Genomic DNA, 19,243 nt, shown 5'->3' on the forward strand with positions numbered 1-19,243 from the left:
GATGCTGAACACGTGCACAAGAACGCAAATAATTATGTAGGCCGCTGTTCACGTCATGTATTAGTCTGCCTAGACAAAACCAGCACGATCGTACCATCGACTTTTTCAGAACGTGCCCAGCCCCACCCGTCGTGCTTCAAGGTGGATGCATCATGAACCAGTGGAAAGAAGAGCAACTGCGGCTTCTGGGTTCAAAGCAAGACGAGCAGGAACTGCTCGAACTCTTGCCCGGCCTGGTCAGGCAACTAGGCTATCCCTATTACCGCTACGTCAAACTGGGCCACGGGACCGCCGCCTGGATAAAGAACAATTATCCCGAGGAATGGAACCGGTACTACCAGGACCAGAATCTCCAGAAAATAGACCCGCTGCTGACCCGCGTCCGGCATTCGCACCTGCCCGTGTTCTGGTCGCCGGAAACTTTTGCCAAGTCCCCCGCGTTCTGGACAAAAAAGCAATCGTTTGGCATACGCTATGGCTGGTCCCAGGCAGTACAGCATGTGCAGGGGCACCAGAGCATCCTGTGTGTCGCCCGCTCCGAGGGGGAAATCGACCGTCGCGAGTTCTATCACCACGCCGGACATATCCTGTGGCTGTGCAATGTCCTGCATTCGGCGGCCACCCGCGACCTGCCGACAACGCCCATGTATCTGTTGTCGCCTCGGGAAGTCGAGGTATTGAAGTGGTCGGGCGAAGGTAAGACCGCGCCGGAAATCGCCCAGTTGCTCGAGCTCAACGTGCGCACCGTGAACTTCCATATCGCCAACGCGATCAGCAAGACCGGCACCACCAACAAAATCGCGGCGATGGTCGCGGCGATTCAGTGCGGGGCCTTGTAAGGCCCCCGGAAAAAGCTCAAGCCCGCCACTACCACCAGCAAAATTCCGTAACCCAATTCCTGCCCCACACCCTCGACAATCGGCATACTGCCCGGCGGCAGAACGGATCTGTCGCTGTTCCGTCATATTGCATTGCTAAGTTGCGATGCGAAATATTTTGATACGTCAAACCCAGCCAGCAGGAACCCAGGATGAGTGACGAGAAAGACCTCGACCAGTCGCAAGCGCCCGAAACCGATAACCCCACTGACACCAGTCGTCGCCGCTTCCTCGGTGGCGTGGCGGTGCTGGGTGTTGGCGCGACGCTGACCGCCTGCGGTTCCCCGAGCGAACCCGGCAAGCCGGACAGCCGCGAGCTGTCGGGCGCCGAGTTGGACAAGGCGTTGCGCGACCAGGTGAAAACCGTGGTGGTGATCTACGCCGAGAACCGCAGCTTCAACAACCTGTTCGCCGACTTCCCCGGCCTCGAGAAACCCTTGTCGGCCCTCGCGCCTGCCGACTACCAGCAACGCGATCGCGATGGCAGCCTGCTGCAGAGCCTGCCGCCGGCCTGGGGCGGTGTCCTGCAGATTGGCCCGCAAACCGTCGATGGCGTGACCTATCCGGCGCAAACCCAGTTCCAGCAAAACCTGCCCAACGCGCCTTATGCCCTCAAGGGCCCGGACGGCGAGGACCTGCCCCTGAGCCTGGTCACCCGCGACCTGTGGCACGTGTTCTACCAGAACCAGATGCAGATCAACGGCGGCAAGAACGACCAGTTCGTCGCCTGGGCCGACTCCGGCGGCCTGACCATGGGGCACTACGCCCAGAACCGTTACTCGTTGCGCCTGTGGGACGTGGCCAAGGAGTTCGTGCTCTGCGACAACTTCTTCCAGGGTGCCTTCGGCGGTTCGTTCCTCAACCACCAATACCTGATCAGCGCGGCCGTGCCCTTCTACCCGGACGCCGCCAACTCGGTGGCCAAGCCGCAGATCGCCACGCTGCAAAGCGACGACCCGCTCGGTACGCACCTCAAGCCTCTGGACAAGTCCCCAGCCAGCGCCATGAGCGGCGCGCCGCAGTTCGGTCCGAGCGCACTGACCCCGGATGGCTACGCGGTCAACACCATGGCTCCGCCCTACTGGCCGACCTGGATCCGCGACACCGAACATCCAGACTATTCCAAGCCGGGCCTGCCCACAGTGCTGGTACCCCAGGCCCACGAACACATCGGCGACAAGCTGTCGAAGAAGAACGTCGACTGGGCCTGGTACGCCGGTGCCTGGCAGGCCACCCTGGACCAGTTCAAGGACTCGGGCGGCATTCCGAAGATCCCGAACTTCCAGTACCACCATCAACCCTTCAACTATTTCAAGCAGCAGGGCCCGGAAAACCCCGGTGAGCGGGCCAAGCGCTTGCGCGACGGCGGACTGGGCGAGGACCCGAGCAGCAACAAGTTCCTCGCCGATGCCCAAGCCGGCAAGTTGCCAGCGGTGACCTTCTACAAACCCCAGGGCAACCTGAACATGCACGCCGGTTACGCCGACGTGGCGTCCGGCGACCGGCATATCGACCGTATCCTGAAAGTACTGCGCGAAAGCCCGCAATGGAAAAACATGGTGGTGGTCGTCACCGTCGATGAAAACGGCGGCTGGTGGGACCATGTGGCGCCGCCGCAAGGCGATCGCTGGGGCCCGGGCACACGGGTTCCGACCCTGGTGGTTTCGCCCTTCGCCCGCAAGGGCACGGTGGATCACACGGTGTATGACACCGCCTCGATCCTGCGCCTGATCACCCGGGTGTTCCAGTTGGAGAAACTCGATGGGATCAAGCAGCGCGATGACGCGATGACTGCCCGTGGCCAGAAGCCGATGGGCGACCTGACCAACGCCTTGCGCTTTACGCTCTGAGACAGGCACTCCGAGGAGTCAATGGCTGACCCATGCTCCTCTCGCCCCGCCCCTGCAGGAGTCAGGCTCCTGCAGGTTCCGGCATACCCTGCATCGATCAAACAATAGCCTAGAGCCACTATCCGCTTTACCCCCTCCGCACTCCGGTAATATCCTTGCCTGATAGTATTCTGTTTCAGAATTTTACCGAGCGAAAAGGGAGTTCGTCGTAATGATCGTAGGGATTGACCTGGGGACCACCAACAGCCTCGTTGCCGTCTGGCGCGGAGAAACCAGCGAGTTGGTGCCCAATGCCCTCGGCCAGTTCCTCACACCCAGCGTGGTTGGCCTGGACGATGAAGGCCGGGTACTGGTCGGGCAGGCGGCGAAAGAGCGACTGCATACCCACTCGCAAACCACCACCTCACTGTTCAAGCGCCATATGGGCAGCGCCCAGGAAGTACGCCTGGGCAATCGCCTTTTCCGCCCGGAGGAACTGTCCGCCCTGGTCCTCAAGAGCCTCAAGGAAGACGTCGAACGTGCCTACGGTAAAACCGTGCACGAGGCTGTGATCAGCGTCCCGGCCTACTTCAGCGATGCCCAGCGCAAGGCCACCCGTATCGCCGGAGAGCTGGCGGGGCTGAAAGTCGAAAAACTGATCAACGAACCCACTGCCGCCGCTCTCGCCTATGGCCTGCACCAGCGGGACAAGGAGACCTCGTTCCTCGTCTTCGACCTTGGCGGCGGCACTTTCGACGTATCGATTCTTGAACTCTTCGACGGTGTCATGGAGGTCCGTGCCAGCGCCGGCGATAACTTCCTCGGCGGCGAGGATTTCGATAGCGTATTGCTCGAGTCCTTTATCGACAGTCAACGCGCAGTCGCGGACTTCCCAGACCCGGCAAGCGTCAGCCAGGCACTGCGGCGCGAAGCCGAACGGGTGCGCAAGGCGCTGGGCCAGGATGCCAGCGCCGAGTTCAGCCTGCGGGTCGACGGCCGGCAGTGGAGCAGGACCGTTACCCAGCAGCAATTGGCCGAACTCTACGCACCGCTGCTGGAACGTCTGCGCGGTCCTATCGAACGGGCGCTGCGCGATGCACGGATTCGTGTCAACGACCTGGACGAAATCCTCTTGGTGGGGGGCACCACGCGCATGCCACTGGTGCGCAAGCTCGCCGCCAGCCTCTTCGGACGCTTCCCGTCCATCAGCCTCAATCCGGACGAAGTCGTGGCCCACGGTGCCGCGGCGCAGGCCGCGCTGAAGGCGCGTTCCGCCGCCCTGGAAGAAGTGGTACTGACCGACGTCTGTTCCTACACACTCGGGATCGAAACCTCTCATCAGTTCGGCCAGCAGATCGACAGCGGGCACTACCTGCCTATCATCGAGCGCAACAGCATCGTACCGGTCAGCCGGGTCAAGCGCGTGTATACCCTGCAAGACAACCAGGCCGTGGTGGTGCTGAAAATCTATCAGGGCGAAAGCCGCCTGGTACGCGACAACGTCTTTCTTGGCCAACTGGAAATGACGGTGCCCAAGCGCAAGGCCGGCGAGGTCGCGTTGGATGTGCGCTTCACCTACGACAACAACGGCTTGCTCGAAGCCCAGGTCAATATTCCACTGACTGGCGAACAACACTCGCTGATCATCGAGAACAACCCCGGGGTGCTTTCACCGGAAGAGATCCAACAGCGCTTGCAGGCCCTGACCTTGCTCAAGGTGCACCCACGCGATCAGCAGGTGAACACAGTCCTGAGCGCACGCCTGGAACGCCTCTACCAGGAAAGCCTCGGTGAGCTGCGCGAACGTATCGGCCAGTGGGCCGGGCAGTTCCAGCAAGTGTTGGAGGGCCAGGACGAACGACGCATTCGCGAGGCCCGTCAGAATCTGATCGAACAGTTGAATAAACTGGACAACGGTATCTGGCACTGACAGGAGTCGCGAGATGAATTGCTGGACGCTGTTGCACCTGCCGGAAGACGCCGATGAACGCAGCATCAAGCGCAGCTACGCGCGACTGCTGAAAAGCAATCGCCCGGATGAAGAGGCCGAAGGTTTTCAACGCCTGCGTGAGGCATACGAAAATGCACTGGCGATCGCCCGCTGGCGGGATGAAACCTCGACAGAAGAAGCACAGCACCTGCCTGTGAGCAACTTCGCCGCCGAGCCGCTGGAACACGCGCAGAAGCACGACTGGTCCCGGCCCGCGGAGATTCAGCCACTGGGCACAGGCCTGTCGGCCCCCGTCCTCGATGACCCGGTTCCCGCGCTGGTGGCCGAGCTCAGCGAACAGAACCTGGCCGAGCGTTGGCAGCAGGCCCGGCAACAGCAATGCGCCGAAGCGTTCCAACAGGCATTGCTGCGGCTGTGTTTTGAACAACCGGGATTGCGTAGCCCAATCGCCGCCTGGGCCGTTCAGCAGCTGGAATGGCTGACGCCCTGGCAAACCGTGCGCATGACACCCTGGCAAGCTGAAGCCTTGTCCAGTGGGTTGCTGCAGGAATATCGGCAGACACTGCAGGACCTGCTGGAGGCCGGGCAGGAACGGCCATTCCTCCAGCAGTTGAAAAACTACTCGCAACAGCCTTGGATAAAGATTTTCGACCGAAGCCAGGAATGGCAACGGATCGTGCTGCAGTTGCTGAACGAAACCCAATGGAGCGTGCCGCTATTCGACCGGGTCTGCCAGGCGTTCGGCTGGGACGACAAGGCCGGTGTTACCCCCGAGCCACACTGGGTCTGGCAATCACTGAACCAGCGCTGCGAACGCGAAGCTTTCTACGAGGAACTGCAAACCAGGGCCTTGAACCATTTCTATGGGGGCCCCGCGCCAAAAGCCGCCTTTCTGCTGCTGACGCCCCTCACGCTCTGGCAACAGGGCCTGGAGTTCAAGCACTTCACCCATAATCATTGGCAAGCCTGCCAGGATCTTTCGGATCAACTGGCCCACCGGTATCCGGAACTTATCGAACGCCTGCCAAATCGCGACGTCTTTTTCTGGCGCCAGTTCCTGCCGCGCTCCGTGCCCCCCTCTGGCTGGCGATGGTTATGGGCCGGCTGCTCGCTGGCAGTGACCTTGTCAACGCTGCCCTCATGGCAAATCTGGCAAGCCAAGGGCACGCTCTGGACGAGTCTGATGACCTCACTGTTGACTGGTCTGATCCCAGTGATCATCGGCGTCTACGCGATGCGTTTTTGGCAGCCCCTGTGCTGGCACCTGATGACGATCGATTTGTGGCTGAGCCAGCATCTGTTGCCCAAACGCATCAACCCGACCCGGCATTGGCTGGTTATTCGCCATGGCGTGCCGCAGGCGTTGATTGCGTTACTGTTCCTGGCCTGGTCAGGTGGCTTGGGCATGGCGACATTCATCGGCATCGGCGCCATCGGCCTGTTCGACAACAAACGCCCGCGTTGCGAACGCCCCGACTCGATCTGGCGACACCCCTGGCAGGCCATCCAGCACCTCACTCAGTGGAGTCCCCTGCAGCTGGGATTCTTCCTGCTGATGTTGTGCATCACCGTCACTTGCTTGCTGGTGGTCCCCGGCTATCCGTTGACCACGGGCAGCAGCCGATGAAGTCCGGGGGGAATGCCTACGCTTGGTCAGGGATATCAAGTACAAGAAAAATCACAGTTTCCCCATAACGGGAAAGCAGTACCTGCCGCAGTATGACAAGTCACCTCACCCGATGGTCAACGCTGAAAAGGATCTGAGCATGTCAAAAATCGCTGTATTGACGAGTACCTTAGCCGCACTCACCCTGAGTACCCTCGCTCACGCCGATGTCGAAATGAAACTGGGCAGCCGGGAGCGCGTCACCCAGCTCTTCGCCTATCCCAACAATTGCAATGTCATCTGCTTTCGCCCCTGGACCCTGGAACAGACCGCCGAGCACTATCTGAACCAGAGCGTGAAGCGTGACGGCTACCTCAACGCCAAGGTGACGGTGAAAGCCGACGCCGGCCAACTCTATGCCCACTTCAGCGGCGTGCCGAACGGTTATGACAAACCGCTGGAGCAAGTGCTCAATGCCGGCGAACTGGCCTACAAAGGCGCCTCCAAACTGAATGCCGACGGTAAATGGGCCTACAACTGGTACCTGTTCCTGCCGCTGGGCCTGGCTCTGGACAACCGCAAGAGCGTCGAACTGCTGCACTTCCCGCCGGATTACTCGTTGACCCAGGCCCAGGACTACCTGGAGTCGGCTACCACCGACCGCTGGGCCGAGCTCCTGACCGACAATGGCATCCCCAAGGAGCAGACGCCGGGTTACCAGACCATCGTCGACATCGCACCGATTGCCGCGCCGTCCAACGCCGGCAGTACCCTGGAAACCGTCTACAGCTACTTCACCGACTACCAGACCACCATGGTCAAGGAAGTCAGCATCACCACCAAGGGCACGGCGTTGCCGATGGTGGCCTTCGGTACGCCGGTGCGTAACTGGATCAAGCAGCAATATGGCGCGGACGTCGGTGTGCTACAGCTGGGTCTCATCCGCCCGACAGCGGGGGCGATAGTACCGGTATTGGGCTCCAACCACCCGAGCTACATCTGGTACGCGGCGGACCCGGCCAGCTACGGTGGTGACCAGGCGAAAGCCGATGCGGCGGGCTTGAAAGTGATGGGGCAGGACTTGAGTGCCGCCTGCTGGCAGGCCGGCATGGGCCAGAAACCGGACAGCGATCCGGCGGCGCAGCTGAAAAGCTGTACCGACAACTGGCAGGTGACCAACACGCAGAAAACCTGCGTGCTGTTCTACGAGTCGATACGCAAGCTGTCGGAAGCCGATGCCGAGAAGAAATGCTCGACCACGGCGATCAAGACGCAACTCAACCAGCTAAAGCAACCGGCGCCAGCGCCAGTGACCGCGATGCCGGCCATCTGACCAACGCCGCAACACCCACTGTGGGAGCCGGCTTGCCGGCGATGGGGCCCTTGGGTCTGGCATTGACCTCAAGGCCGCCATCGCTGGCATGCCAGCGCCTACAAGGTCCGTGTCGTGTACAAAATCCGTGTTCGACACGGCACTGATGTGGGAGCCAGCTTGCTGGCGATGGCATACTCACAGCCTATGCAGGCCTCAGGGCGCTTCCACCGGCCGCAACCGGTACTGCGGTGGCAGCTGCTCAATCCCGCTGATGGTGGCGTTCAGACTCTTCCAGCGCCCATCCTTGATCCCGTAGATGCAGCCGTGGATCGACAGGCTCTGCCCACGATGCCAGGCGTTCTGCACAATGGTGGTATGACCGACGTTGGCCACCTGCTGGATCACGTTCAACTCGCACAAGCGGTCGACCCGCTCCTCTTCAGTGGGCAACTGCGCCAGCACTTCACGGTTCTCGTAGTACAGGTCGCGAATTGACCGCAGCCAGCCATCGATCAGGCCCAACTGGCGATCCTGCATCGCGGCCCGCACGCCGCCACAACCGTAGTGGCCGGTGACCAGGATATGCTTGACCTTGAGCACATCCACCGCGTACTGGATCACCGACAGGCAGTTGAGGTCGGTGTGCAGCACCACGTTGGCGACGTTACGGTGTACGAACAGATCGCCCGGCAGCATGCCGACAATCTCGTTGGCCGGCACCCGCGCATCGGAGCAGCCGATCCAGAGGAACTCCGGAGTCTGCTGACGGGCGAGCTTGGCGAAGAACTCCGGGTCTTCTTCCTTGATCGCAGCGGCCCAGCGCTCGTTGTTATCAATCAGATCCTGTAGTTCGTTCATGCTCTGCTGCCTCAAGATAGTCCGAAGTTATGACACCCGACCCCGACTTGGGGTCACGTGGGGAAATCCTCAGTCAACCAGCGTACACGCCATCACCACCGCATCTTCGCGTCCGCCCACCGCCGGATAGTAGTCGCGACGACGGCCGACTTCATTGAAGCCATAACGCTCATACAGGCGGAAGGCCGCCTGATTGCTGTCGCGCACCTCGAGGAAACACTCCCGGGCCTCGGCCGCATGGGCCCGCGACATCAAGTGTTCGAGCAGGCGCAAACCCAGGCCACGGCCCTGGCTCTCCGGCTTGACCGTGATATTGAGCAGGTGCGCCTCATCGAGAATGATCTGCACCACGCCATGCCCGACCTGCTGGCTGCCTTCGAACATCAGCCAGATCTGATACTTGCCCAGACCATCGAGGAAAATCCCACGGGTCCAGGGATGGCTGAAGGCCGCGTATTCGATCTTCAGGACCGCATCCAGGTCCGCCTCGGTCATCGGGCGAAAACTTACCGCATCACTCATCGTTACTTTTCCATCGCGCCATCAGCCGGCGCATGGCTTGCCAGACATCAGCCTTGCGCTGTGGCTCATCCATCAATAATTCCAGACCGGGCAGCGCCCAGGCCGATCCCAGGCCTTCGACCTGCAGTTCACGGTTGTATGATTCGGCATTGGCCTCACCGGCAAAACGCACCGCCGGCAGGCCGATCAGCCACAGGCAGGCGCACTCGCCTTCTTCCCGCCGGGCCTGGACGAAGCCCTGGACAAAGTCCCGCGCCGCCTCCGGGCCCTGGTCGAGGTTGCCGCGGACCAGCAGCGGCCAGCGCACCGGCTCGCCGACGATCTGCGGGCTGTCCGGCAGCCCGGCGGCGCGCAGCATGTCCTTGAGCAACAGGTAGGCCGGGTCGCGGCTCTGGAAGGGTTCGCCCGTGGGTAACTCCACCAGCACCAGGCAACGTCCGGCGCGTAACAATTGCAACGCGAAACGCGGCGGCGGCACCTGAACCACCTTGACCGGGGCCGGCGCCTCTTCGGCGACAACCGCCGGCTTGCTTTCCGCGCGCTGGATTGGCGAGGGCCGTGGCACTTCGATCTTCGCCCGTTCGACGGGCTTGGCCAGCGGTTCGGCGGCGTTACGCGCCTCAGGCACGGGGGCCTGGACCTCGACCAACGGCTCCGGCTCCACAAACAATTCCGCCCGCGACGGCGCGGCGAACGGCAGTTCGGTGCGGGGCAGCCAGTGGACCACCTGCATGGCGGTCAGATAAGCGCGGCGGCGGGACTCGATAAGCAAAGGTCGGCCATCTGTGGATAAGTTGAAGCAGGGATTCTACCGCCCTTCGGCGAAGATCGCCCGCAGTTGATCGCAAGAACGCCAAGCCTCTGATCAGCTGGGGATAAATCGGACGCGGCATGCAGTACAATCGCTGCTTTTAATTTGCTAACCAGCCGGCCTCCCCCATGATCGAACCCAAGCGCGTCTTGCGCGCCCTCGCCGAGCACTGGGCCCTTCTGGAGCCTCTGTGCGAACACTTCGACCAAGGCACCCTGAGCCTCGGTGAACTGCGCCAGCAACTGGCCGCCCAGCAGTTGGACAGCACGCCCCAGGACATCACCAGCCTGCTGGACGTGTGGATTCGCCTGGATATCCTGGTGCCCGTGGCGAAAAGCCCGAACCGTTTCGAGCTCAATGCCCAGATCCACGACTTCCTCGCCTACCTGCGTCGCGAACACCGCCTGGGCCTGTGCCTGGAGATCGAAGCCTACCTGCGCCACCTCGAACGCCTGGCAGGCTACATCCAGGACGCCTTCGACATCCGCGACGGCAACGACCTGGCCCGCCAGCTGCGCCTGCTCGACATGCGCGTGCGCGATGTACTGAAAAAGCTCGCCAACGACGAACAGGCCCTGGTGGCCGTCGCCGAACGGGCCAAGACCAGCGACCGACAGATCCCTCTACGCCAGCGTTACGCCGAGGTCCTGGCGACCTGGGACGAATACGTCGAACCGATGATCCAGTTGGTGAACGCCGACGGCGCCTTCGAACAGGGCGTGCGCAAGGTCGAGAACGTGCTGTTGCGCATGCTCAGCGAACAGCAACGCCTCGGCCACCTGGTGGACGACGACATGCTGCTGCGCACCCACGCGCGGATCCTGGAAATGCAGACCAGCGCCCAGTTGACCCTGCGCCATGCCCGCGAACTGCTGCTGCCGCTGCGTGAAGAAGCGCGCCGGCACAACGCCGTGACCCGTGGCGCCGCCCTGGCCCTGTCGGTGATCCGGCGCAAAGGCCTGGACGCCGTGCCACAAGCGGCGATGCCGATGTTCAGCCGCCCGCAAAGCACCTTTCTCGGCAGTTCCGGCCAGGTCGAGGCGTATGTCTACGCCCTGGCCCGTTTCGAGGCCAAGCCGTCGCGTTTCCCCAAGGCGCACAAGTCGTCCAATGGCGGCGAGTCGCCACGGGCCCCGCGCACGGTCAAGGAAATGCTCGAACGCTGCAGCGATGCGCTGCCGATGCCGGACCTGATGAGCTGGCTGCTGGAGCAGGAACCGGACGGCGCCACCGACGAATTGCTCTACTGGTTCTCGCGCCTGTCGCGGGAAAAACGTTTCCAGCGCGAGCGCCTCGAACGCCGCGACTACCACACCCAGGAGCACCAGGTCAGCCTGCGCTCCTTCGCCCTGCTCTCGCGTGTCGAAGAAGCCGGCGAGAATTCCGCGAGCACTCCCCATGCATCTTGATCTTTCCGAACTGTCCCAGCTGGCGCCGATCTTTCGCGAGCTGTTCAAGGGTTACCACGTCAGCCGCCGCGACCCGGAGCTGTACGCCCAACTGTCCAATTGCCAGGACCAGTACCGCAGCCTGTTCAAGGCCCTGGGCTTCGAACTGGTCTGCGACACCCGTGGTTTCTACTACTTCGTCCCGGACAACGCCGCCGCCCAGGTCAACAAGACCGCCCAGCGCCTGGCGCTGTTCACCTTTATCCTGGTCGAACACCTCGCCGACCAGGGCCGCGACCCGGTGGCCGTGCTCGACGGCGGTAGCCTGGGCCGTGACGAACTGCCGTCGCTGCTGGACAAATACCGCGACCTGTTCGTCCAGGCCGAAGTCACCACCCAGGAGGAACTGGAAGAGAAGATCATGCGCCGCATGACCCAACTCGGCTTCGCCCTCGAGGAGCCCGGCCTGTTCCGCTTCCTGCCACCGATGCACCGTTTCCTCGACGTCTGCCTGTCGGTCCAGCAGGACCGTGACATGGCCGCCAGCCTGCACAGCGTGCTGCCATTGCCGACGCCGGTACTGGTGGATGACGACAGCGACGAAAAACTGCTGGAAACCGATGACCCGCTGGACCTCAGCGAATTCGTCGAGGCCCCTGAAGAAAGTGAAGAAGACGCGCTGGCCCGGGCCATTGCCGCCGAGCAACAGGAGATGGACGCATGAGCCAGGAACGCTACGGTATTCGCCGCTTCGCCCTGCTGAACACCGCCGGCTACAGCCTCGGTCTGTTTCCGCTGGAACATCCGCTGTCGGTGTATGGCGCCAACAACCTGGGTAAATCGGCTTCGATCAACGCCTTGCAGTTCCCGATCCTGGCGCGCATGTCGGACATGAGCTTCGGCAAGTACAGCCTGGAGCAGTCGCGGCGCTTCTATTTCGCCACCGATACCAGCTACATCCTCGTCGAAGTCGCCCTGCCCCACGGCCCGCATGTGATCGGCGTGGTCGGACGCGGCCCGGGCGGTGGTTTCGGCCACCAGTTCTTCGCCTACGCCGGGCGCCTGGACCTGGCCCACTACCAGAAAGACGACACCTGCCTGCGCCAGAAGGAGCTGTTCAACAACCTCGAGCGCAACGGCCTCAAAGCCTACGAGCTCAAGCCCGATGAACTGCGCCGGCTGCTGGTCGGCGGTCACACCTCGATTCCACTGGACCTGACGCTGATCCCGCTGCGCTCCACCAGCGAACAGAGCCTGAAGACCTTCCGCGCGCTGTTCATCAACCTGCTGCACATGCGCGAGATCACCGCCGCCAAGCTCAAGCAGCTGTTCCTCGATGCCTTCGAGCACAGCCTGCGTTCCGGCAGCGTCGACTATATCGCGGCCTGCGAGGAAGCCTTCCGCGACGTGCGGCGCATGGAACAGGACTACAACGCCATGGTCGCCGCCGGGCCCCTGGTCGAGGCGCTGGCCTCGGGGGTGCGCCAGCGCGATGTGCTGCGCGGCAAGCTGCACCGGATCTCGCCGTTGCTGGACTCGTTGCTCGGCACCTGGTCGGACTATGCCGGTGCGCGCAAGGAAGAGCTGCTGATCCAGTCCGAACATTACCGCAATGAACAGGACGCCCTGCAGAACGACCAGCGCAGCAGCACCCAGGAACTGATGCGCCTGGAGCGGGAAATCAGCGACCTGCAACGCTGGCTCGGCGAGTTGTCGGTGCTCAAGCATCGCTTCGCCCTGGTCAACGATGTGAAGGTGCTGGAGCAGCAGCTGCTGGCAGCCAAGGATGCCCACGACGAACTGGCCGGTGCCCTGGCCCAATCCCGGCAGTTCAGCGCCGAGGACCTGGAAGAGCGTCTGCGCGACCTGGAAAAACGCCTGAAGTCGGTGAAGCAGCAACTCGATCACGCCGACAACAACAGCTATGCGCGCTTGCGCGAAGAGTTCTCGCAACAGGACGTCGAACGCCTGATGCGTCTGTTCAACAGCGCCCTGTTCAGCCTGCCGCTGGGCGAGCACGGTATTGCCCTGGACGAGGAAGGCCAGTGGGTCAAGTCCATGGAACTGATCCTCGACGGCTTCAAGGGCGAGCGTTTCGAAGTACCGGGCCTGTCCATCGACCTGTCCCATATCGAGCCGCCGGCGCTGCAAGCCCTGGCCGATCGCGCCGCGTTACGTGACCAGAAAGAGCGCCTGGACAAAGAGCTCAAGCAATTGAAAACCCAGCAGGCCGTTGCCGCCGACCGGGCCGCGAGCAAGACCCAGACCGAAGCGCTGTACCAGCAGGTGCTGGATGCGCAGAAAGCCCTGGAAGACTTCCGTCGCGCCCAGACCCTGAGCGCCGAGGAAGGCGACAAGTTGGAGCAGTTGGCACAACTGGAAGCCGCGCAGGATGAACTCAAGCGCTCCAGCGACGCCTTCACCGAGCGCGTCCAACAGCTGTCGGCCAAGCTGCAACTGGTCGGCCGGCAGATCGGCGACATGGAAGCCAAGCAACGCACCCTCGACGACGCCCTGCGCCGTCGCCAGTTGCTGCCGGCCGACCTGCCGTTCGGCACGCCGTTCATGGATCCGGTGGACGATTCCATGGACAACCTGCTACCGCTGCTCAACGACTACCAGGACAGCTGGCAGGGCTTGCAGCGGGCCGACGGACAGATCGAGGCGCTGTACGCCCAGGTGCGCCTCAAGGGCGTGGCCAAGTTCGACAGCGAGGACGACATCGAGCGCCGCCTGCAACTGCTGATCAACGCCTATGATCACCGCACCGACGAAGCCCTGACCCTGGGCAAGGCGCGCCGTGCGGCGGTGACCGATATCGCCCGGACCCTGCGCAATATCCGCAGCGACTACGACAGCCTGGAACACCAACTGGCGTTGTTCAACCGCGAGATCAACAAACGCCAGGTGTCCAACCTGCAAAGCTTCCGCATCGTGCTGGCGCCGAACAAGGAAGCGCTCAAGCACATCGACCAGATCATCCACAGTGCCGGCCAGTATGAGGAAGGCGAGACGCTGTCGGTGTTCGACCTGAGCCAGAGTGCCGATCAGGACAACAAGAACGAAGAAGCCAAGGAATACCTGGCGCGGCTGGTGGCGGCCAACCACAACCAGCTGGGCTTGAAGGACCTGTTCGAGCTGGCGTTCGAGATCACCAAGGTCAACGGCCAACCGGTGATCCATACCGATATCGACGGCGCGGCGTCCAACGGCACCACCATGACCATCAAGGCGCTGACCAACATGTACCTGTTGCTGCACCTGATGGACCGCGACCAGGCCGGGCGCGTGCGTCTACCGTACTACCTCGACGAGGCCGCGGACATCGACGAACGCAACCAGGCGGCGCTGCTCGAGACCAGCCTGCAACTGGGCTTCGTGCCGATCCTGGCGAGCGTGAAGCCGCAGGTGTCGGCGCACGTGGCCATCGACCTGGAAGGCGGCAGCGGACCGAACGGGATCTATATCGACGAGGCGGACTGGAAGTACATTCGCCGGCACGATCAGGTGCGGGCGCCACTGCCAAGTGAAGCGGCGGAACCGGAGCTCGACGAGGTCTGACTCCGGAAGCTGGAAGGCAAAAGGCCGCGATCATTGATCGTGGCCTTTTTATTTTTGGGGGGTGCTTCACCGAGAAACACCACCACACCGAGAACCCTGTAGGAGCCAGCTTGCTGGCGATGAGGCCAGTAAGCCTTGCATCGACCTTTCGGCCGCCCTCGCCAGCAAGCCGGCGCCTACACAAACAGCGCTATTTGCCGAGGCTGATCTTCGGCGCCCAGGTCAGCCATTCATCCTCGAACTTGTCGAATAGCGGGAAGGTCTGCAACGGCCGCGCCGCCCCGCCCATGCGCTCGCCATCCGGCGTGGCAAAGGCGATCCCGCCCTGGATCAGGGTCTCCAGCGACTCGGTGCGCACCGTCGCGCCCTTGAACAGGCCGAAGTCGAGACCAAAGCCACTGGTGTTCCAGAACCGGCTACCACTACGCACCAACGGCGCGTAACGCGGCTCGATCAGAATATGGATCAGCACCCGGTCGGCGGTGTCCCCCAGCTCATACCCCGTGACCTTGCCCACCGTCACCTCGCGGTAAGTCACCGGCACCCCCTCCTTCAGCGAACCACGCCGCGCCGCGCTCAGGGTCAGGCTCAAGCCGGCTTGTGGCACCGCCACATCCGGCGCTTCCTTGAGCGCGACAAAATCCTTCTGCACCCCGAGCTTCTTCGTCGCCGGCTGCACTTCGAGATACTGCCCGGTGACCAGGGTTTCCAGGTTGGCGGTCTTGATCAGGCCCAGCTGCGGCTTTACCACCCAGAACTGACTGCCGATCCGGGCGATGCGCTCCGGCACTTCGGTAATCCGCGCCGAGAGCAGCACCGACTGCAAGTCGTCACTCAGGTCGACACTTTCGATCTTGCCCACATCCAGGCCCTTGAAACGGATCGGCGTGCCGCTGCGCAATCCATCGGCGCGATCAACCCGAATGGTGATCAGGGTGCCTTGCTGCTGTGCCTCGTCATGGTTGGCGAACAGACGGAAACGCGGAATGCGTTTCTGCAGCGGAGCTTTGTCCTGTGGGGTCTCGAAGGCAATACCGCCGGACATCAGGCTTTGCAGCGATTCGCTTTTCACCTGGATGCCCCCTGTCAAACCACCGCTCAGGGTGATACCGCTGGCGTTCCAGAAGCGACTCGAGGCGTTGACCAGGTTTTCATATTCCTTCTCGATATGGACGCCAATCACCACTTGCTTGCGCGTACGGGAGAACTGGTAACTCTGCACCGAACCGACTTTCACCTGGCGGTAGAGCACCGGGCTGCCGACATCCAGGGAACCGAGGTTGTCGGTGAACAGCACCATGTGCAATCCCGGGGAGCGCAGGTCGAGGGGCGGGGCCTTGGCCCGGGCCTCGAACTCGCGTTGCGGGTGAGCGCCCTTGTCGCCGGGACGAATGGCAATGTAGTTGCCTTTGACCAGGGCCTCGAGCCCGGTGATGCCGGCCAGGGAAATCGACGGCTTGACCACCCAGAACTGGGTACCGTTCACCAGGTAGTCTTCAGCCAGCGGATCGAGGGTCAACTCGGCGTTGGCACTGGCCAGGTCGGGATCGATCTTCAGGGCTTTGAGGCTGCCGACCTGGATCCCCTTGTACATCACCGGCGTACGCCCGGCCTGCAGCCCTTCGAAGTCGCTGAGCTTCACTTTGACGCGGATCCCCGCCTGGGCCGCGTCGAAATCCTCATAGAGGCGGAACGGCAGGCTCGGATCGGTGGGTGGGCTGTCCTTGCGATTCTCCGGCGTGGCGAAGGCAATACCGCCGGCGACGATGCTGGCCAGGGACTCGCTGCGCACCTTCACACCGGACAGGTTGGCATCGATACTGATGCCGCTGGCGTTCCAGAAGCGCGTGTGTTTGCGCACCAGGTTGGCGTAGGCCGGTTCGATAAAGACCTTGAGCTCGACCATGTTCTGGTCCGGGGACAGTGCATAGCTTTTGATCTGGCCGACCTGGATCTGCTTGTAGAACACCGGACTGCCACGGTTCAGGGAACCCAGGCGATCGGCCTTGATGGTGATGTGCAGGCCCGGCTTGAGGTCCGACAGCGGCGGCTCCTGGGTCAACGCCTTGAACTTGCGCTCCGGTTCGCCATCACCGGGGCTGACCGCGATGTAGTTGCCGGACACCAGGGTGTCCAGGCCGGTAATCCCCGCCAGGGTCACGCTCGGTTTGACCAGCCAGAAGCGGGTATTGGTGCGCAGGGACGACTCGACGTCCTTGTTCATCTCAATGGTCGCGGCGACCCCCTTGGTCGAGCCCTCGACATCCAGACTCAAGCCCTTGACCTTGCCGATGGGCATGCCCTTGTAGACAACCTCGGTCTTGTTGGCCTGGATGCCCTCGCCGCTTTCAAAGCGCACCTGGATTTCGATGCCGGTCTGGTTGTAGGCCCGCCAGCCCAACCAGCCGCCGATGACCAGGGCAATCAGCGGCAGGACCCAGACGGCCGACCAATTCGAGGCCGGACGGGTTTTGGCTTTTGGCAAATCACTCATGGTCGTCGTCCGACTCCGTGTTATCCCAGATGAGTCGGGGATCGAAAGTTACTGCGGCAAGCATCGTCAAGATCACCACACTGGCAAAGGCTATCGCGCCGAGATTGGCCTCGACACTGGCAATTCTGCCAAAGTTCACGATCGCCACCAGGATGGCAATCACGAAGATATCCAACATTGACCAGCGGCCAATGAATTCGATGAAACGGTACATGATGATCCGCTGGCGGGCCGACAGCGGCTGGCGGCGCTGCACCGAGAACAATAGCAGGGCAATGCCCACCAGTTTGAACGTGGGTACCAGGATACTGGCGACAAAAACCACGGCCGCGATGGGAAACATGCCGTGCTGCACCAGGGTAATGACACCCGACATGATGGTACTGGGATCACCCTTGCCCAGAGAGCTGACGGTCATGATCGGCAGCATGTTGGCCGGGATGTAGAGAATCGCCGAGGTTAGCAGCAGGGCCCAGGTCCGCATCAGGCTGTTGGGACGCCGTGGGTGCACGGAGGCACCGCAGCGGGTACAGATCTGCTCGTCGCTGTCTTCTTCCTGCCGGTTCAACTCATGGCATTCCGTGCAGATCAGAATGCCTGCATCAATCGCCCGCATGTACATCCTCTCCCGATAACGCCTGCCAGATCTGGTGGGGCGACATGACCACCTCCAGCAGCACTTGGACCAGCAGCAAAGCGACAAAGCAGGCCAGGCCCAATCCGAGGCTCAGCTCCGCCAGGTCGGCGAGTTTGACAATCGCCACCAGCACACCCATGAGATAGACCTCAAGCATGCCCCAATCGCGCAGGTGATGGTAAATACGGTACAGCAGCAAGCCGTAGCTGCGCCCAATATCCCAGCGAATGCTCAACAGCACGGCCAACTGGCAGAGCAGCTTGAGCAGGGGGATCCCCATGCTGCACAGGAACACCACCACGGCGACGCCGGACATACCGGTATGGTACAGGCCCAGTACACCGCTCCAGACCGTGTCGGCGGAGGTCCGACCCAGAAGATTGAGCTGCATGATCGGTAAAAAGTTCGCCGGGATGTACAACAGGAGCGCGGCGAGCACCAGGGCCAGGCTACGCTCGATGACATTGTGGCGATTGGCGTAGAGCTCATAGCCACAGCGTGGGCACTGGGCTTTTTCGCCGAGGCCGAGTTGGGGTTTGAGCATCAGCAGGTCGCATTCGTGGCAGGCCACCAACGTGTCCAGGGGGAGTTCCGACACCTTTGCGGGGTCAACCGGATCCGACATAAATGGGCTCGGGTTCTGTAAAAGACGGTGCCTATTCTAGTGTTCCTGCTCGAAAATAACTGTGCAAAATTCGTCTGGAGTTGAGCCTTGCAGCGCCCATGCGGCCGCCATCGCCGGCAAGCCGGCTCCTACAAAGACCGGGCACGGCGCTATCCCTGCGCTGGAACACCCGCCCCCTGTAGGAGCCAGCTTGCTGGCGATGACGATCGAACAGTCGCCACAGGAGGCCGGACCTGGCGCCGGACATTTGCGCAGCACAAAAACAAAACCCCTACCTGCATACGCAGATAGGGGTTTCGGAATTTAATCTTGACGATGACCTACTCTCACATGGGGAAACCCCACACTACCATCGGCGATGCATCGTTTCACTGCTGAGTTCGGGATGGGATCAGGTGGTTCCAATGCTCTATGGTCGTCAAGAAATTCGGTAGCCAGGTCGTTTTCTCTTGCGAGATCACGCTCCAGCAAATGGGTATGTGACAGCTTGGTGTTTTGTGAGTCGCAAACTTTCGGTCTGTATCGTCTTCACACACCGCAATCTGGTGCTCTTTCGCTTTTCAGCTCGAAGCAAGCAAATTGCTTGGGTGTTATATGGTCAAGCCTCACGGGCAATTAGTACAGGTTAGCTCAACGCCTCACAGCGCTTACACACCCTGCCTATCAACGTCGTAGTCTTCGACGGCCCTTCAGGGAACTCAAGGTTCCAGTGAGATCTCATCTTGAGGCAAGTTTCCCGCTTAGATGCTTTCAGCGGTTATCTTTCCC

At 61.8% G+C, this 19,243-nt stretch carries 14 protein-coding genes and 2 rRNA genes; 8 read left to right on the forward strand and 8 right to left on the reverse strand.

Annotation, left to right across the window (positions count from 1 at the left end; all coding sequences use genetic code 11):
• Positions 1–152: 152 nt before the first annotated feature.
• The 5 genes from AC07VG_RS22355 to AC07VG_RS22375 all read left to right on the forward strand — a co-directional run bounded on the left by AC07VG_RS22355 (position 153) and on the right by AC07VG_RS22375 (position 7,597).
• Complete coding sequence (locus AC07VG_RS22355) at positions 153–839, forward strand: helix-turn-helix transcriptional regulator (protein WP_495001224.1); 687 nt, start codon at positions 153–155, stop codon at positions 837–839.
• Positions 840–1,030: 191 nt separating this feature from the next.
• Entirely contained in the window at positions 1,031–2,728 is a 1,698-nt protein-coding gene (locus AC07VG_RS22360; RefSeq protein WP_495021888.1) for an acid phosphatase, read from the forward strand.
• A 211-nt stretch (positions 2,729–2,939) separates the two neighbouring features.
• Entirely contained in the window at positions 2,940–4,637 is a 1,698-nt protein-coding gene (locus AC07VG_RS22365) for a molecular chaperone HscC (protein WP_495001226.1), read from the forward strand.
• Between the two features lie 13 nt (positions 4,638–4,650).
• The gene (locus tag AC07VG_RS22370; RefSeq protein WP_495001227.1) at positions 4,651–6,285 is read left to right on the forward strand and encodes a J domain-containing protein; all 1,635 of its coding nucleotides are present in this window, start codon (positions 4,651–4,653) and stop codon (positions 6,283–6,285) included.
• 139 nt (positions 6,286–6,424) lie between these two features.
• Positions 6,425–7,597, forward strand: a complete 1,173-nt coding sequence (locus AC07VG_RS22375) for a hypothetical protein (protein WP_495001228.1) — start codon at positions 6,425–6,427, stop codon at positions 7,595–7,597.
• A 195-nt stretch (positions 7,598–7,792) separates the two neighbouring features.
• Here AC07VG_RS22375 and can read toward each other — a convergent pair whose 3' ends face one another.
• From can to AC07VG_RS22390, 3 genes are all read right to left on the reverse strand, one after another.
• Positions 7,793–8,437 carry a carbonate dehydratase gene (gene can / locus AC07VG_RS22380; protein WP_495001229.1) on the reverse strand — a complete coding sequence of 215 codons (645 nt, stop codon included), beginning with the start codon at positions 8,435–8,437 and terminating at the stop codon, positions 7,793–7,795.
• Positions 8,438–8,506: 69 nt separating this feature from the next.
• Entirely contained in the window at positions 8,507–8,959 is a 453-nt protein-coding gene (gene rimI / locus AC07VG_RS22385; protein WP_495001230.1) for a ribosomal protein S18-alanine N-acetyltransferase, read from the reverse strand.
• Positions 8,952–9,731, reverse strand: a complete 780-nt coding sequence (locus AC07VG_RS22390) for an energy transducer TonB (protein ID WP_495001231.1) — start codon at positions 9,729–9,731, stop codon at positions 8,952–8,954. Before AC07VG_RS22390 ends, rimI begins: the two co-directional genes overlap by 8 nt.
• 167 nt (positions 9,732–9,898) lie before the next feature.
• On the opposite strand from AC07VG_RS22390, the gene mksB reads away from it, so the two are divergent.
• The 3 genes from mksB to mksF are packed head-to-tail and all read left to right on the forward strand — an operon-like array spanning position 9,899 to position 14,719.
• Positions 9,899–11,179 (forward strand): Mks condensin complex protein MksB, encoded by a 1,281-nt coding sequence (mksB, locus tag AC07VG_RS22395; protein ID WP_495001232.1) that lies wholly within the window; start codon positions 9,899–9,901, stop codon positions 11,177–11,179.
• Positions 11,169–11,882 carry an Mks condensin complex protein MksE gene (gene mksE, locus AC07VG_RS22400; protein WP_495001233.1) on the forward strand — a complete coding sequence of 238 codons (714 nt, stop codon included), beginning with the start codon at positions 11,169–11,171 and terminating at the stop codon, positions 11,880–11,882. Before mksB ends, mksE begins: the two co-directional genes overlap by 11 nt.
• Complete coding sequence (gene mksF / locus AC07VG_RS22405) at positions 11,879–14,719, forward strand: Mks condensin complex protein MksF (RefSeq protein WP_495021889.1); 2,841 nt, start codon at positions 11,879–11,881, stop codon at positions 14,717–14,719. Before mksE ends, mksF begins: the two co-directional genes overlap by 4 nt.
• Positions 14,720–14,909: 190 nt before the next feature.
• Here mksF and AC07VG_RS22410 read toward each other — a convergent pair whose 3' ends face one another.
• The 5 genes from AC07VG_RS22410 to AC07VG_RS22430 all read right to left on the reverse strand — a co-directional run.
• Positions 14,910–17,213 (reverse strand): PqiB family protein, encoded by a 2,304-nt coding sequence (locus tag AC07VG_RS22410; RefSeq protein ID WP_495001235.1) that lies wholly within the window; start codon positions 17,211–17,213, stop codon positions 14,910–14,912.
• Complete coding sequence (locus AC07VG_RS22415; RefSeq protein WP_495001236.1) at positions 17,206–17,829, reverse strand: paraquat-inducible protein A; 624 nt, start codon at positions 17,827–17,829, stop codon at positions 17,206–17,208. The genes AC07VG_RS22410 and AC07VG_RS22415 overlap by 8 nt, the downstream gene beginning before the upstream one ends.
• Positions 17,816–18,475 (reverse strand): paraquat-inducible protein A, encoded by a 660-nt coding sequence (locus tag AC07VG_RS22420; RefSeq protein ID WP_495021890.1) that lies wholly within the window; start codon positions 18,473–18,475, stop codon positions 17,816–17,818. The genes AC07VG_RS22415 and AC07VG_RS22420 overlap by 14 nt, the downstream gene beginning before the upstream one ends.
• Before the next feature lie 307 nt (positions 18,476–18,782).
• Positions 18,783–18,898, reverse strand: a 5S ribosomal RNA gene (gene rrf, locus AC07VG_RS22425).
• Positions 18,899–19,069: 171 nt separating this feature from the next.
• A 23S ribosomal RNA gene (locus AC07VG_RS22430) occupies positions 19,070–19,243 on the reverse strand; the annotation flags it as partial.

The organism is Pseudomonas sp. GW821-FHT03C07, from assembly GCF_059420925.1.

What these genes read in the sequence shown, in the direction of transcription:
- AC07VG_RS22420 (WP_495021890.1), bottom strand. Translation starts at nt 18,475, where the DNA reads ATGTCGGATCCGGTTGACCCCGCAAAGGTGTCGGAACTCCCCCTGGAC.
- AC07VG_RS22360 (WP_495021888.1), top strand. Translation starts at nt 1,031, where the DNA reads ATGAGTGACGAGAAAGACCTCGACCAGTCGCAAGCGCCCGAAACCGAT.
- can (WP_495001229.1), bottom strand. Translation starts at nt 8,437, where the DNA reads ATGAACGAACTACAGGATCTGATTGATAACAACGAGCGCTGGGCCGCT.
- AC07VG_RS22375 (WP_495001228.1), top strand. Translation starts at nt 6,425, where the DNA reads ATGTCAAAAATCGCTGTATTGACGAGTACCTTAGCCGCACTCACCCTG.
- rimI (WP_495001230.1), bottom strand. Translation starts at nt 8,959, where the DNA reads ATGAGTGATGCGGTAAGTTTTCGCCCGATGACCGAGGCGGACCTGGAT.
- mksB (WP_495001232.1), top strand. Translation starts at nt 9,899, where the DNA reads ATGATCGAACCCAAGCGCGTCTTGCGCGCCCTCGCCGAGCACTGGGCC.
- AC07VG_RS22410 (WP_495001235.1), bottom strand. Translation starts at nt 17,213, where the DNA reads ATGAGTGATTTGCCAAAAGCCAAAACCCGTCCGGCCTCGAATTGGTCG.
- AC07VG_RS22365 (WP_495001226.1), top strand. Translation starts at nt 2,940, where the DNA reads ATGATCGTAGGGATTGACCTGGGGACCACCAACAGCCTCGTTGCCGTC.
- AC07VG_RS22415 (WP_495001236.1), bottom strand. Translation starts at nt 17,829, where the DNA reads ATGCGGGCGATTGATGCAGGCATTCTGATCTGCACGGAATGCCATGAG.
- AC07VG_RS22355 (WP_495001224.1), top strand. Translation starts at nt 153, where the DNA reads ATGAACCAGTGGAAAGAAGAGCAACTGCGGCTTCTGGGTTCAAAGCAA.
- mksE (WP_495001233.1), top strand. Translation starts at nt 11,169, where the DNA reads ATGCATCTTGATCTTTCCGAACTGTCCCAGCTGGCGCCGATCTTTCGC.
- mksF (WP_495021889.1), top strand. Translation starts at nt 11,879, where the DNA reads ATGAGCCAGGAACGCTACGGTATTCGCCGCTTCGCCCTGCTGAACACC.
- AC07VG_RS22370 (WP_495001227.1), top strand. Translation starts at nt 4,651, where the DNA reads ATGAATTGCTGGACGCTGTTGCACCTGCCGGAAGACGCCGATGAACGC.